At 71.4% G+C, this 14,477-nt stretch carries 10 protein-coding genes; 5 read left to right on the forward strand and 5 right to left on the reverse strand.

Annotation, left to right across the window (positions count from 1 at the left end):
• Positions 1–41 precede the first annotated feature (41 nt).
• Positions 42–1,343, forward strand: coding sequence for an alpha/beta fold hydrolase (locus HG543_RS27700; protein WP_169347881.1), 1,302 nt, complete (start codon positions 42–44; stop codon positions 1,341–1,343).
• Here the strand turns inward: HG543_RS27700 and HG543_RS27705 are convergent.
• On the reverse strand, positions 1,329–2,498 hold the full coding sequence (locus tag HG543_RS27705) for an alpha/beta hydrolase (RefSeq protein ID WP_169347882.1): 1,170 nt from the start codon (positions 2,496–2,498) through the stop codon (positions 1,329–1,331). The two genes, HG543_RS27700 and HG543_RS27705, sit on opposite strands and share 15 nt — an antisense overlap.
• A 275-nt stretch (positions 2,499–2,773) precedes the next feature.
• Here HG543_RS27705 and HG543_RS27710 point away from each other — a divergent pair, with 275 nt between their 5' ends.
• Positions 2,774–7,279, forward strand: a complete 4,506-nt coding sequence (locus HG543_RS27710; protein ID WP_169347883.1) for a myxosortase-dependent M36 family metallopeptidase — start codon at positions 2,774–2,776, stop codon at positions 7,277–7,279.
• A gap of 51 nt (positions 7,280–7,330) precedes the next feature.
• Here HG543_RS27710 and HG543_RS27715 read toward each other — a convergent pair whose 3' ends face one another.
• From HG543_RS27715 to HG543_RS27730, 4 genes are read right to left on the reverse strand one after another with little or no spacing between them, the layout of a single operon-like run.
• On the reverse strand, positions 7,331–7,588 hold the full coding sequence (locus HG543_RS27715) for a hypothetical protein (protein WP_169347884.1): 258 nt from the start codon (positions 7,586–7,588) through the stop codon (positions 7,331–7,333).
• A gap of 10 nt (positions 7,589–7,598) precedes the next feature.
• Entirely contained in the window at positions 7,599–8,588 is a 990-nt protein-coding gene (locus HG543_RS27720) for an FAD binding domain-containing protein (RefSeq protein ID WP_169347885.1), read from the reverse strand.
• 17 nt (positions 8,589–8,605) lie between these two features.
• A complete protein-coding gene (locus HG543_RS27725; protein ID WP_246357341.1) occupies positions 8,606–11,086 on the reverse strand; it encodes a xanthine dehydrogenase family protein molybdopterin-binding subunit in 2,481 nt (826 codons plus the stop codon).
• Positions 11,086–11,730 (reverse strand): (2Fe-2S)-binding protein, encoded by a 645-nt coding sequence (locus HG543_RS27730; RefSeq protein ID WP_169347886.1) that lies wholly within the window; start codon positions 11,728–11,730, stop codon positions 11,086–11,088. Before HG543_RS27730 ends, HG543_RS27725 begins: the two co-directional genes overlap by 1 nt.
• A gap of 210 nt (positions 11,731–11,940) precedes the next feature.
• On the opposite strand from HG543_RS27730, the gene HG543_RS27735 reads away from it, so the two are divergent.
• Genes HG543_RS27735 through HG543_RS27745 form a run of 3 tightly spaced genes read left to right on the forward strand, consistent with a single transcriptional unit; the run spans position 11,941 to position 14,417 of the window.
• Positions 11,941–12,693: a hypothetical protein gene (locus HG543_RS27735; RefSeq protein ID WP_169347887.1), complete on the forward strand. Its 753-nt coding sequence runs from the start codon at positions 11,941–11,943 to the stop codon at positions 12,691–12,693.
• 23 nt (positions 12,694–12,716) lie between these two features.
• The gene (locus HG543_RS27740; protein ID WP_169347888.1) at positions 12,717–13,280 is read left to right on the forward strand and encodes a toxin-antitoxin system YwqK family antitoxin; all 564 of its coding nucleotides are present in this window, start codon (positions 12,717–12,719) and stop codon (positions 13,278–13,280) included.
• A 15-nt stretch (positions 13,281–13,295) separates the two neighbouring features.
• Entirely contained in the window at positions 13,296–14,417 is a 1,122-nt protein-coding gene (locus tag HG543_RS27745) for a S1 family peptidase (RefSeq protein ID WP_211194210.1), read from the forward strand.
• Positions 14,418–14,477: the final 60 nt, after the last annotated feature.

Consider the following 14,477-nt stretch of genomic DNA (forward strand, 5'->3'; position numbering starts at 1 on the left):
CGGGCCGCCGGGCGTTGTTCGGGACCAACGGCCCACACACCATGGCTCCCTCTCCGCTGCGCCTCCTCGCCCTCTCCGCCTCGCTCCTCCTGGCTCCCGTCGCGTCCGCGGCCGACGCGCCCCGCTCCTCCTCACGGGGCACCGTGGAGGTCCCCGTGGACCATCGGCAGAAGGGAGGCCCCGTCCGTCAGCTCGCCTACGAGCGCTTCGGGGCAGGCGAGGGAAAGAAGCCCCTGCTCGTCCTGCACGGTGGGCCGGGCCGGCCCATCGCCAACCCCGGGGCCTTCCTGGACGGCCTGCTGGTGGGCGCCACCCTCCGCGCCCACTACGACATCGTCTTCTTCGACCAGCGGGGCTCGGGGGCCTCGCTGCTGCCCGAGGAGAAGGACCCCGCGTACGTGAAGCGTCACGCGCGGCGCTACACCATCGACCAGTACGTGGCGGACATCGAGGCGCTGCGCACCGCGCTCTTCGGCCGCGAGCGGAAGGTGACGGTGCTGGGCTCCTCGTGGGGCGGCTTTCTGGGGTTGGAGTACGTGCTGCGCCACCCGGAGGCGGTGGAGGCGGCGATGCTCGGCTCCTTCGAGTCCACCGGGCGCTCCACCGGGGACATCTGCACCGGCTTCGACCGCGTCCTCATCGCCGCCGAGCAGCAGCACGCCGGACTGGGCCGCGCGCTGGCCCGCTTCCGCCAGGCCGTCGCGGACGGGAAGCTCGTCTGGCACCAGGGCCAGCCGGACCAGAAGCCCGTGCGCCTCACGGATGCCATCGGCTTGGCGGTGCCCCATGCGATGAAGGCCCGCCATGACGAGCTGGCCCAGCTCCTCACGCAGGTGGTGGACGGGACGCCGGAGGGACGGACGCTGCTCGAAGGGCTGGAGCCCGGGGCGGACATGTCGGTGGACCTGGGAGGCTCGCTCCCCGGGCATGCCACCTACTGCCAGGAGCTGATGAGCACCGCGTACGCGCGGCAGCTCGCCGAGGATGCGCCAGCGACGCTCTATTGCGACAACAAGGCCTTCGCTCGGGGGCTGCTGAAGACGTGCGAGGGCTTCCGGCCCCGCGCGCGCTTCCACGACAACGGCGCGAGGCTCGCCTCGATTCGCGTGCCCACGCTCGTCTTCGCGGGGGTGAAGGACCCCATCACCCCGTGGGAGCCCTCGGCACGCACCGCCGCGCTCATCCCGGGCGCCACCTTCGTGCTCATCGACGGAGGCCACTCTCCCTTCAAGGAAGGGGGCATGTGCCTGGCCGGCGTGGTGGACCGCTTCGCCCGGGGCGAGCGCGTCTCTGGAGTGGATTGCCTCCGGGGGCAGGCCACCGGTCCGCTACCCGGGGGGTGAGCCGCTGCCTGCCCCGGCGACGGGCACGTGCCGCTGGAGGAACCGTTCCACCACCGCCCGGGCGAGCTGCCGGCCGAAGCCTCCATCCCAGACATCGAAGGCGTGCTCCGCGTAGGGCAGCGTGAAGAGCTGGTGCGGCACGCCGGCCTCCGCGAGCCGTGCCGCCAACACCCGTGAAGCGTGGAGCGGCACCGCGCCGTCGGCCTCGCCGTGTAGCAGGAGCGTCGGCGGGGAGCGCGGGCCCACGTGCGTGAGCGGGGAGAGCAGCGCGTACAGCTCCCGGTGCCCTTCCAGGGGCACGCCCGTGAAGCCCTCGAGGTTCTTCCGCGTGCTCGGGCCGAGGTGCTCGGCCTCGAAGACCAGGTCGCTGGGCGCGTAGAAGCTGATGACGGCCTTCACGGAGGTGTCCCCCGTCTCGCAGGAGGGCGGAAGGCGAGGGTCTCCGCTGGCGTAGGCGGCGAGCGTGGCGAGGTGCCCGCCCGCGGACTCGCCGAAGAGGACGAGCCGGTCCGGGTCGATGCCGTACGTGGCGGCGTGGGCCTTCACCCAGCCGATGCCACACTGGACGTCTCCCGGAGCCTTCAGCCCGGTGGCCGGTGGGAAGAGCCGGTAGTCGAAGCTGATGAATGGATGGCCGCGCGAGGTGAAGAAGTCCGCCCAGGCCCGGGCGTAGCCGCGCTCTCCGCCGCTCCAGCCTCCGCCGTGGAGGTAGAGCACGGCGGGCCGCGGGCCCGATGCCGGTGTGTCGGGCAGGAAGAGGTCGGCATGCAGGTCGACACCTTCGACGGTGGCGAAGCGCACCGTCTGGCTCGGCGGCGGGCGCTGGCCCACGAGGGGCCGGAAGTAGTCGCGCAGGCTGAGCGGGATGCCGTGCGTCCTCGCCATCCTCCACGCGGAGAGGGCGGGCCACGCGGCGGCGAAGAGGACGAGCAGCGCGGCGGCGCTGGTGCTCCATCGCAGCCAGCTCCATTCACCGGCGCGCCACGCGCGAGCGGCGAGCAGCGCCGTCAGCAGCGCGGGCACCAGCAGCAGCAGGCTGTACTCCCGCAGGATGCCCTTGAAGAACTGCATGAGCGCGGGCGACCGGGGAGGCGCGAAGAACACCGCCGCGAGCAGCAGGCACCCGGCGAGGTGCAGCACCGTCAGCGCGGTCATCACCAGCGAGAAGAGGGAAGGGCGGAGCAGCGAGGTTCTCCAGGGGGCGCGGAACGCCTCGGGTTATCGCGCATCTCGGCGCAATCGGGCCAGGGGCTCCCGTCGCCACCATCGAGCCCGGGGCTTCCCTGGGAAAGGCTGTCAAGAGCCCCAGGGGCCCAGCGTCCCAATCCTTGTCATGCGCAAGTGATGGCGCGTGGAGAGGCCCCCCTCATCGACAGGCAAGGCGCCGCGCTCCTACCGTCCCACCCTGTTTCCAGACATGGAGCCTCCCAGTGCGCAGCCTCGTCACACTGCTGGGTCTCTTCGCGGCGGTCATGGCACGTCCTGCCTCCGCCGCCAGGGACCTTCCCACGGTGGATGCCTTCGCGAGCAGCCCCGTCCCCAAGAACGCGCCGACCGCCCGTGAGCGGGCGAAGGGCGTCCACGTCGTGCACGAGGAGCCGCGCCTCGGCGTGCCGACCTTCGTCTGGGGCGTCAAGCCTCCGGATGGGCAGAAGCGGCTGCGGCCGGCCTCTCCCGAGGAGGCGGCACGCGCCGTCATCGGTGAGCAGGCGGGGCTGTACCGGCTCAGCCGTACCGACGCACCGCACGTGCCGGTGAGTGGCGTCCACCGGATGCGCGAGGGCGGCAGCATCGTCACCTTCGCGCAGGAGGTGGACGGCATCCCCGTCTTCCGTCAGTCGCTGAAGGTGCTGCTGGACAAGGAGCAGCAGCCCATCGCCATGTCCGGGTACCTGAGCCCGGTGGCCTCCGAGCCACGCATGGAGAAGGCGGCGCCGCGCTTCGTGCTCGCTCCGCCGGAGGCCATCGCCCTTGCCTGGAGGGACCTGCATGGTGAGCCCCTGCCGGCCGTGAGCCTGAAGGCCACCGGACGCGCCCAGGGGCCCTACAGCCGTTATGCGCTCACGCCCGGACCTCGGCTGACGGTGCTCGCCGCGCCCGCGCGCGTGCGCCAGGTCTTCTTCCCGCTGCCCGGCACCCTGGTGCCCGCGTACTACGTGGAGCTGCAGACCACGCCCGTCACCGAGACGGAGGGCGACGCCTACTCCTACGTCATCTCCGCCACGGACGGGCAGGTGCTCTACCGGCACAACCTGACGGCCCACCAGAGCTACACGTACCGGGTGTGGGCGGACGCGCAGAGCCCCCACATTCCCTTCGACGGTCCCCAGGGCACCACGGCCACGCCGCACCCCACGGGCCTGCCGGACGGCTACCAGTCGCCCTTCGTGGAGCCCAACCTGGTGACGCTGCGCAACGTGCCCTTCAGCCGCAATGACCCGTGGCTGCCCGAGGGGGCCACGCAGACGGTGGGCAACAACGTGGACGCCTACACCGACTTCTTCGCGCCGAACGGCTTCAGCGCCGGTGACGTCCGCGGCGCGCTCAGTGCTCCAGGCACCTTCGCCCATGCCTATGACGTGCTGCTCTCGCCGAGCGTCACCGACACGCAGCAGATGGCCGCCGTCACGCAGATGTTCTTCGTGACGAACTTCCTGCACGACTGGTTCTACGACTCGGGCTTCGACGAGGCGTCGGGCAACGCGCAATGGGACAACTACGGTCGCGGAGGACTCGACGGAGACCGGTTCCGCGCCGAGGGACAGGACTTCGCGGGGCTCAGCAACGCGAACATGTCCACGCCCTCGGACGGCGATTCGCCCCGGATGCAGATGTTCCAGTACGAGACGCGCGGCGTCCGGGTCCTGGAGATTGCTCCGGACCACCCCCTGGCGGGGCGCTGGACGGTGGGAGGCGCCGCCTTCGGGGCCCAGCAGTACGACATCACCGCGGACGTCGTGGTTGCACGAGATGGGGTCCCCGGCCCGATGGGCACCGACGACGATGCGTGCGAGCCGCTGGCCAACTCATTCGTGATGCGCGGACGCATCGCGCTGGTGGGAATGGGAGGCTGTGCGCCCACCGTCAAGGCCGCCCATGCCCAGGCCGCGGGCGCCGTGGGCGTCATCCTCACCTTCGAGGAGATCTTCCCCATCATCATCGGCCGCGACCCCTCCATCACCATTCCCGTCGTCTCGATTCACGACGGGATGTCACAGCAGCTCATGGCCCAGCGTCCCCCGAGCGCGAGGCTCCTGCGGGAGGCGACCGACCGCGATGGCACGCTGGACAACACCATCGTCGCGCACGAGTGGACGCACTACCTGAGCAACCGCCTCATCGGTGACGCCAACGGCCTGACCAACAACCAGGGCCGCAGCATGGGCGAGGGCTGGAGCGACTTCGTGGGGCTGCTGATGATTGTCCGCGAGGGCGATGACCAGCGGCCCTCGAATGCCAACTTCAACGGCGTGTACGCGCGCGCCGCCTACGCGAACAGCGGCGGCAACAACCAGGGCTACTACTGGGGCAACCGTCGCTACCCGTACTCCACCAACCTGATGAAGAACCCGCTCACCCTGCGCCACATCCAGAATGGCGTCCGGCTGCCCGCGGGCATTCCCGTGGCCTCCGGTGCGAATGGCGCGAGCAACGCGCAGGTCCACTCCTCCGGGCAGGTGTGGGCGACGATGCTGTGGGAGTGCTACGCGGCCCTGCTGCGCGACAAGCAGCGCCTGACGTTCGCCCAGGCCCAGCAGCGGATGAGGGACTACCTCGTCGCGTCGCTGAAGCTGACGCCCAACGCGCCCACCTTCCTGGAGGCGCGTGACGCGCTGCTGGCGGCGGCGTACGCCAACGACCCGGCGGACTTCGTCCTCTTCGCCCAGGCCTTCGCGAAGCGTGGTGCCGGCTCGCGCGCCATCGCGCCTCCTCGCGACTCGCCGGACCACGTCGGCGTGGTGGAGAGCTTCGACATCGGCAAGGACGTGGTGCTGGCCAGCGTGGAGGTTCTCGAGCAGCCGGGGACGACGGCGTCCTGCGATGATGACGGGGTGCTCGACACGGGCGAGACGGTGCGCGTGCGGGTGACGCTGCGCAACAGCGGCATCGGTACGCTGAGCCAGACGAGCATGACGCTCTCCAGCGGCTCGCCGGACGTGTCCTTCCCGGAAGGGACGACGGTGGCCTTCCCCATCATGGAGCCGCTGCAGCTCGCCACCCTGGAGCTGCCCGTCCGGCTCAACGGTCCGGTCTCCACCCGCACCATTCCCCTGACCATCAGCTACGGGGACGCGGAGCAGACCGTTCCCGGGAACCAGTCGCGGACCCTTCAGCTGCGAGTGAACACGGACGAGCTGCCCGGCACGAGCGCCATCGAGACGGCGGAGGCCACCAACCACCCCTGGTTCTACGGCGTTTCCGGAGGGATTCCCCTGTCCTGGGAGCGGCAGTCGGCGCCCGACGGCCTGAACGGGTTCTTCCACGGGCCGAACAGCGATACCTACGGGGACACCTCGCTCGTCTCGCCGCCGCTGCGGGTGGCGAACACGGGGGCCTTCCGCTTCACCTTCCAGCACCGCTTCTCCTTCGAGACCGGGGGCGGGCTCTTCTACGACGGCGCCGTCATCGAGCTGAGCGAGGACGACGGGTTGAACTGGGTCGATCTCGGAGGCGCCCTGAGCCTTCCCTACAACGCGGTCATTGAGCCCGGCGGGGGGAATCCGTTGGAGAACCAGACCGTGTATGGCGGCCTCAGTCCTGGCCATCCGGCGTTCATCTCCACCTCGGTGGACCTGGGCACCGCCTACGCCGGAAAGACGGTTCGCATCCGCTTCCGCGTCGGCACGGATGCGAGCATCGGCGCGCCGGGCTGGGACGTGGACGACATCCAGTTCGAGGGCCTCGTGGACACGCCCTTCACGTCATTGGTCGACCACCGGGGCCTGTGCATCGACCGGATGCCGGTGGCGGACGCGGGGCCGGCGCAGACGGTCAACGAGCGGCGCCTCGTGACGCTCTCCGGCAACGGAACGGACCCGGAGGGCGCCGCGCTCACCTGGACGTGGACGCAGGCGGCGGGCCCGGCGGTGACGCTCAGCGATGTGAGCGCTCAAAGCCCCACCTTCCGGGCGCCGGAGGTGACGGAGGACACGGACCTGGTCTTCGAGCTGCGCGTGAGCGACGGGACGAACACCAGCCTCCCGTCGCGGGTGACGGTGCGGGTGCGGCACATCTCCGACGGCAACCGGGCGCCGGTGGCCGTGACGGAGGCCGTCGCTCCGGTGGATGAGGGCGCGCGCGCCACCCTCCTCGGCGGAGGCTCGGACCCGGACGAGGATGCGCTGCTCGCCTTCACGTGGACGCAGACGGGAGGCCCGGCCGTCACGCTGTCGGGCGCCAGCTCGGCGAGCCCGACCTTCACGGCGCCCCCGGTGGATTCCAACACCGAGCTGACCTTCCAGCTCGTGGTCAGCGACGGCGAGCTGTCGAGCGCGCCGGCCACCGTGACGGTGCTCGTGCGGAACGTCTCCGCGCCGCCCGTGGCGGACGCGGGTGAGGACGAGCGCGTCCGGAGCGGCGGCACGGTGACGCTCAGCGGCGCGGGCTCCGTGGACCCGGACGGCACGGAGCTGACCTACGCCTGGACGCAGGTGGACGGCCCCAGCGTGGAGCTGGTGGTGGAGGGCTCGCGCGCCACGTTCACCGCGCCCGAGGTGAGCGCGAAGACGGTGCTCACCTTCCGGCTCCAGGTGACGGACATCCACGGCGAGAGCGGTGAGGACACCGTCTCCATCACCGTGGCGAAGGAGCCGGGCTCGGGCTGCGGGTGCTCCGCGGGCGAGGAGGGCTCGGTGCCCGGGGCGGTCATCATGCTGCTCGCGGCGCTGGGCTTCGCGCTGCGGCGTCCCCGCGCCATGCGCGTCCCGATGCGCTGACGCTCGGGGAGGAAGCCTCTGCCCGGGCTGCCGGGCGGAGGCGCTCCTTCCTCAGTCCAGGAGTGGGGGCTCCTCCGCCGGGTCCACCTCGGGCAGGCGGAAGCAGGCGCGGGCCTCTCCGCAGACATGCGGGTGCGCGAAGTCGTCGTCCGGGCCGACGCTCTCGCCCGTGGCCACGCACCAGAACGTCGCGGTCGACTCGAAGCCGGAGTCCCAGTGCACCACGGCCTCGTAGCGGATGCCCGGCGTCCCCTTGGAGCGCAGCCGCCGGCAGACGGGTGGCGGCTTCTGGCGGGTGCTCGAGTCCATGCGCGCCGCCTCAGGCCTTCGCCGCCGCGAGGACCGTCCTGCGGACCACCGTCTCGAGGATGGAGACCTTGTAGGCGTTCTTCGACAGCGGCGTCGCTCCCGCCACCGCCGCCTTCGCGACCTGACGGGCAAGCTCCTCGTCGACGGGCCTGCCCACCAGGAGCTTCTCCGCTTCCGTCGCGCGGCGAGGCGTGGGCGCCACCCAGCCCATGGCGATGGCCGCCTGGCGGACGACCCGGCCGTCCAACTGGAGCACCACCGCGACGTCACAGAGGGGCCAGTCGTAGCTCTCGCGCTCGCCCTGCTTGTGGTACGCGGCCCGCGTTCCCGCCGCCGGAGCGGGGATGCGCACGCGCGTGAGCAGCTCGTTGGGCGCGAGGACCGTGTCTCGCGGGCGCTTCATGTCGGGCGGCAGCAGCAGCTCGGAGACGGGCACCGTGCGCGTCTTGCCGCCGGGGCCGACGAGCTCCACCGAGGCCCCATAGGCCAGGAGCGCGGTGGCCGGCGTGGAGGCGTGCACCATCGCCGTGCGCTGGTTGTCGAAGATGGCGTGGTACTGGTTCTGCCCGTCCCGCACCCGCGCGAGGTCGTCTCCTCCGGCCTGATGGAAGTGCTCGTTGCGGAAGTACCAGCAGCGGGGCCGCTGGAGGAGGTTGCCGCCGATGGTGGCGGCGTTGCGGACCTGGGGCGTGGCCGCGTGCTCGGCGGCTTCCGAGAGCGCCACGAAGCGGTTGCGCACCTCGGGCTCGCGGGAGATGCGCGACAGCGTCACCAGCGCGCCCAGCTCCAGGCCCTGCCGCGCATCGAAGCGCACCCCGTCCAGGCCCTTGATGCCCTTGAGGTTGACGACGCGGTGAGGGGAGAGCACGCCTCCCTTCATCAGGTCCAACAGGTCCATGCCGCCGGCCTTCGCGACGACGGGGCGGCCGTCCTTCGACTCGCCCAGCAGCGTGACGGCCTGCTCCACGGATTCAGCGTCCACCCATTCGAAGCTCTGCATGAATCCTCCCGGTCGTCTCAGGCGCGCAGCGCCGCGAGCACGTTCGCCGGCGTCATCGGCAGCGTGCGGATGCGCTTGCCCGTCGCGTTGTAGAAGGCATTGGCCACCGCCGCCGCCGTCGCCACGTTGGCGGGCTCGGCGACACCCCGGGCATCGGTCGAGGACTGCGCGCCGAGCTGCTCGAGGAGGATGACCTCGATGCTCGGCGTCTCGCGCGAGCCGACAATCTTGTACTGGTCCACGTTGGCGTTGAGCTGGTGCCCGCTGCCGGCGTCCAGGTGCCGTTCTTCATAGAGGGCGTAGCTCACGCCCTGAATCACGCCGCCGTAGATCTGACTCTCGGTGAGCTTGGGGTTGATGGGGCGCCCGCAGTCATGCACCGCCAGCACCCGCTCCACCTTGACGATGCCGGTCTCCGTGTCGACGGCGACCTCGGCGAACTGCACGCCGCCGATGCCGTGCCGGCTGATGCCCATCTCCGGGGTGACGGCCATGTACCCCTCGTAGTCGTCGCGGCGCTCGGCCCGGTGGGCGATTTCGTTGAACCCGGCCTTCTTGACGGCGTCCCGGAAGGGCATCGCCGACGAGGCCTTGCCCTTCACCATCACCTTGCCGTCGGCGAAGACGATGTCGTCCGCGCTCGCCTGGAAGACGGGCGCGAGCCGTGAGGCCAGGTCCCGGGCGCAGCGGTACGCGGCATTGCGCGCGGCGGGGGTGAGCGAGCTGGTGACGCGGCTGCCGCCCGAGGCGGGGCCCGGCGGATAGCGGGAGTCGCCGACGTGGGCGCCGATGTCCTCGGGCCTGAGGCCGAGCTCCTCCGCCACCACCTGGGCCAGGATGGTGCGCGTCCCGGTGCCGATGTCCTGCGTGCCGCTGAAGGCCTCCACCGAGCCGTCGCCCAGCACCCGCACCTCGCAGCCGGTGTTCCGGTGGACGAGGTAGAGCCACTGGGACTGGGCGAAGCCCACGCCGCGCTTGATGGGCCCCTTGTCGGAGCCCGCGGGCCGGCGTTTGCTCCAGCCGAACTTCTCGGCGCCCACCCGGCGCTCGTGCGCGCGCGCCACCGCGTCGTCCGTGCGCGACACGTCAATCTTGTTCCGGAGCGCCAGCGGGTCCATCCCGATGCGCTCCGCCAGCTCGTCGATGGACTGCTCCAGCCCGAAGATGCCCTGGACCTGGCCGGGTGCCCGGAAGGCGGCGCAGGGCCCCGCGTTGGTGAAGACGTCGTACTGCTCCATCTGCACGTTGGGGCATTCATAGAGCGTGGAGTGGCAGAAGCCGACGCCCGCGCCGCCCGCCACGCCGCCGCTGCCCCAGGCCTTCAGCTGGATGGCGACGAGCGAGCCGTCCTTCTTCGCGCCCAGCTTGAGCCGCTGGATGCTGTTGGGACGGTTGCCGCCGGACACGTGCTCCTCGCGGCGGTCCAGCACCATCCGCACCGGCGCCCGGGCCTTGCGCGACAGGTGGATGGCGAGCAGCCCGAAGTTGCCGATGCCGTACTTCGCGCCGAAGCCGCCGCCGGTGTAGTCGCAGATGACGCGAACCTTGCTCTTCGGAAGGTCGAAGTACTCGGCGGCCTCGTCGCGGACGCTGCCCATGTACTGGGTGGACGCGTAGAGGGTGAGCCCCTCGTCCCGCCAGTCGGCGACGAGGCCGTGGGGCTCCATGGGCACGTGCGTCTGGACCTGGGTGCGGTACTCCACGTCGATGACGACGTCGGACTCGGCGAACCCCCGTTGGACGTCCCCGCGCGGGCCCATGCCGAGCGGCTTCGAGTCCGGGCCGCGGACGTTGCCCTTCTGGGGGAGGCCCGGCGGCGCGCCTCCGCCGCCCGCGGTGGATGGCTGCTCGGTGGGGCCGGGGAACACGCGCGGCGCGTTCTCCTTCATGGCCTCTTCGAGGTCGGTGACGTGCGGGAGGGGCTCGTACTCCACCTTGATGAGCCGGGCCGCGGCCTCCGCGGCGCGGGGGGAGTCCGCCGCCACGCCCGCGATGGGCTGGCCGGCGTAGCGCACGGTGGGGTAGCGGTTGCCCTGCTCCGCCTTCGGGTCCCTCAGCTTCGCGGTGGAGAGCAGGCGCTCCATGACGTGGACGGCGCGCACGCCGGGGTAGCGCTCCGCCGCCGACGTGTCGATGGACTTGATGCGCGCATGGGGCAGGGGCGCCAGGACGCGCTGGCCCCAGAGCATTCCCGGAAGCTGGACGTCGAAGGTGTAGCGGGCCCGCCCGGTGACCTTCTCGATGCCGTCCAGGCGGGACACCGGCTTGCCAATGGACTTCAGCTTCGCGTTCTCCGGCAGGGGTGGCGGCTCGTCCACGGGCACGCGCCGGGTGACCTGCTCCAGGCGCTGGCCGACGATGCCGTACGGCATGGCCTGCTGCCGCGCGGGGCCCGGGTTGGGAGGCGGCGGCTTCGCGGGGCCGGCCTCCTGCGTCTTCTGCCCGTCGGCCGGCGTGGTGGCGCCCCGGGTATCGCTGGTGTCCTTGACGTCCTGCATCAGCTCCTCCCCTTGCCCTTGCCGTTGGACCGGGCCGCGGCCAGCGTGGCCTTGAAGACGTTGGGATAGGTGCCGCAGCGGCACAGGTGCCCGCTGACCGCCTGCTTCACGTCGTCGAGCGTGCACTTCGGGTTGCGCTCGACGAGCGCGGCGCAGCTCATCACCATGCCGGGCGTACAGAACCCGCACTGCATGGCGTCGTGCTCCACGAAGGCGCGCTGCACCGGGTGCAGCTCGTCGCCCTTCGCGAGCCCCTCGATGGTGGTGACCTTCCGGCCGCGCGCGTCGAAGGCGAGCGTCATGCAACTGGCGGCCACCTCGCCGTCCAGCCACACCGTGCACGCCGAGCACGCCCCCCGGTCACAGCCAATCTTCGTGCCCGTCATCCCCAGCTGGTTGCGCAGCAGCTCCGCCAGCGTCGTGCCGGGGTCGGCCTGGACGGTGACGGGACGGCCGTTGAGGGTGAGCGTCAGCGTGGAGGGCCCGGGCCCGTGGACCGCCGGCGCCGCGGTGGACGCCGCCTCCGCGGCCGTCTGGACCAGCGTGGCGCCGAGCGCGGAGGCCCCCGCGCCGGTGAAGAAGGCCCGGCGGCTCAGCTTCGGCAGCAGGGGCTTGGGGTCGGAGTCATCATCGGATGGAGCCAATGTCGATTCTCCTCTCGCCAAACAAACTACCGGAGCAATTCCTGACGGCCAGGGAGACTGCTCCACCCGGGAGGGCGGCTTTCACCTTGTCAATGAAGGGGATTTCTCACATTCCGATTCTCCGGGATTTTTTGGATTGACCCGCTCTGGGCGGATTTCCTACCTTTGCTCCCGCTGTGAGTCCCCCACCCCCAGGGAATCGAGTTCGAGATGAGGAAGCTCTTCCTGTGTGCAGTGTCGCTGGTGCTGGCAGTGGGCTGTTCGAGCGGGCCGGAGCAGCAGCAGGCCCAGTCGGCGGAGGGCTTCGCGCTCCTCCAGCACGACGCGACGACGATTGAGGCCACCTACAGCTCGGGCGGCGCGTCCGTGCGGGCGCTGGTGGTGGAGACGTCGAAGGACGTGGTCGAGGTGACCTACGACTTCGGCGACCCGGTCATCGGGTTCCACATCGACTACAACCAGGGCGTGGGCCAGTTCATGCCGAGCGGCAGCCCGTTGGACGCGGCGCAGGCCCAGCTCCTCACGCCGCTGCTGGAGGGCATCATGAAGGCCCTGCCGCAGACGCCGGACGCCCCGCGCACTCGCGTGGAGACCGCGGCGGAGCGCCAGACGAGCTTCATGCAGATCGTCCCGGTGGGTGAGGCCCTGACGGCGTACGAGTACGTCTCCGAGCGCGGCTGGACGCACATCTCCTGCACCTGCGGCAATCAGTACATCGGCTCGGGTTACTACCGGACGGCGGGCCGGGGCTGCGGCTGCACGGGCGGCTCGGGTCAGGGATGCAAGGGCCGCTGCGGTCAGGGCTGCGGCATCACCAGCACGCCCGGGTGCGTGGGCACGACGGCGTACACGCAGGACTGCGCCAAGCACGACTACGGCCTCGGCAGCTTCTCGGCCGCGTCCGACGACTACACGTTCGCCAGCAACAACTGCAGCTGCAGCGGGGTGGGAACCTGCTACTGAGAACCTGTCCAGGAGTCCTCGCCGTGCTCGCGGCCACGGTGCTCGGCTGTGGCCGCGCCTCCTCCAGTCCCTGTCCCGATGGGGCGCGGCTCCTCGGCCGCGCGCCACCGGAGGGCACGCTGCAATGGTGCGCGAAGCCCGACGGCGGGAAGCATGGCCGCTGGGCGGAGTGGCACCCCAACGGCAAGCTGAAGACGGAAGGGCAGTACGTCGACGGCAAGATGGAGGGCCGCTGGGTGAGCTACTTCGAGGACGGCGTGAAGCAACTCGAGGGCGAGTATCGCGGCGGCCTGAAGACGGGGCTGTGGACCCTCTACTACGAGGAGGGGCCAAAGAACCGCGAGGAGGTCCATACCCCGGAGGCCCGGGAGACGAAGTGGACCGCGTGGCGCTCCAGCGGCGAGAAGTGGGCCGAGGGAACCCTCGTCGGGCACATGGCCGTGGGCCCCTACTCGGAGTGGCACCCGAACGGCGCGCTGGCCGTGCGGGGCACCTATGAGAAGGGGCAGAAGGCCGGTGACTGGAAGTACTTCGACCTCCAGGGTCAAGCGACGGATGCGCCGCAGGGCGACTTCGCGAGGGACTGAGGGCGGGCCGGCGTGATGCGCCTCTTCCCGCTCGCGGCGCTGCTGCTCGGAGTGGCGGGCGCGTGTGACTCCTCACACGCGCCCGCTTCCGCGCTGGCGGCGGAGCGGCGGGCGGTGCTGGGCGGCGTCCCCGAGCCGGGTGCCGCGGCCGTGGGCGCCATCGTCCCAATCTCTCCGGAGTGTGGCGTGCTCGTGGAGGAGGCGCCCGTCACCTGCACGGGCACCCTGGTGGCACCCCGGGTGGTGCTGACGGCGGCGCACTGCGTGGAGAACGCCGATGCCCCGCGGGTGCTCTCGGTGGTGTTCGCACCGGAGGTGGCGCGGGCGCTCCCGGCCGAGCGCGTGCGGACCGTCGAGGGAAGGCTGCACCCCGGCTGGCGCGCGGGAGTGAACGACCTCGGCGTGCTCATCCTGGCGGAGGACGCGCCCGTGGCGCCGGTGCCGCTCCACGCCTTCACGCTGCCCGCGGACCTGGTGGGAAGGACGGCGCGGGTGGTGGGCTTCGGGCTCGATGACCTGGGCGGGCGGGGGACGCGACGCGCCGGCACCACCCGGGTGACGTCGGTGGGCGCGGGGACGTTCTCCATCGAGCGCGCGCCGGGGATGTCGTGCGGCGGCGACAGCGGAGGACCGGTCTTCCTGGAGGTCGACGGCGTCGAGCACCTCGTCGGCATCACCTCGTTCGGCGACCTCGCGTGCACGATGGGCACCAACACCCGCGTCGACGTGCACGCGGCCTTCCTCCAAGAGGTCCTCCAGGAGGTGGAGGCGGCTCCACCCCCGCGGCCGCCGCTCGACGCGAGCGTGGACGCGTGCACGACCCGCTGTGAGGACCACGCCGACTGTCCGCTCGGCATGGCGTGCGTCAGCCGGCCGGGAGGGGAGAAGAGCTGCGCGGTGGCGGGGCTCGAGGCCGGCCGTTTCGGCGGCGTCTGTACCGGCCCGGACGGTCAGGTGCCGTGCGTGAAGGCCGGCGAGACGTGCCGGCTTTGGCTGTCGTGTGTGGAGGAGGCGCCCACGGGGGGCTGCGGCGCCACGGGGAGCGGAGGCGGCGCGGCGGGGGCGCTCGCCGCGTGGCTCGTGCTGGCCGCGGTGCCGGGACGCCGCCGGACCCTCCAGGCGAGAGGCCACCCGTGAGCCAAACGCCGGATATTCTGGAGGAATCCGGAGCGGGCGCGGCGGGGCGGGGCGGAAAGT

The sequence above is a fragment of the Pyxidicoccus fallax genome (assembly GCF_012933655.1).
GTDB lineage: Bacteria > Myxococcota > Myxococcia > Myxococcales > Myxococcaceae > Myxococcus > Myxococcus fallax.

Coding starts and splice junctions, on each gene's coding strand:
- HG543_RS27705 (WP_169347882.1), bottom strand. CDS start 2,498: ATGACCGCGCTGACGGTGCTGCACCTCGCCGGGTGCCTGCTGCTCGCG.
- HG543_RS27745 (WP_211194210.1), top strand. CDS start 13,296: ATGCGCCTCTTCCCGCTCGCGGCGCTGCTGCTCGGAGTGGCGGGCGCG.
- HG543_RS27725 (WP_246357341.1), bottom strand. CDS start 11,086: ATGCAGGACGTCAAGGACACCAGCGATACCCGGGGCGCCACCACGCCG.
- HG543_RS27735 (WP_169347887.1), top strand. CDS start 11,941: ATGAGGAAGCTCTTCCTGTGTGCAGTGTCGCTGGTGCTGGCAGTGGGC.
- HG543_RS27715 (WP_169347884.1), bottom strand. CDS start 7,588: ATGGACTCGAGCACCCGCCAGAAGCCGCCACCCGTCTGCCGGCGGCTG.
- HG543_RS27700 (WP_169347881.1), top strand. CDS start 42: ATGGCTCCCTCTCCGCTGCGCCTCCTCGCCCTCTCCGCCTCGCTCCTC.
- HG543_RS27720 (WP_169347885.1), bottom strand. CDS start 8,588: ATGCAGAGCTTCGAATGGGTGGACGCTGAATCCGTGGAGCAGGCCGTC.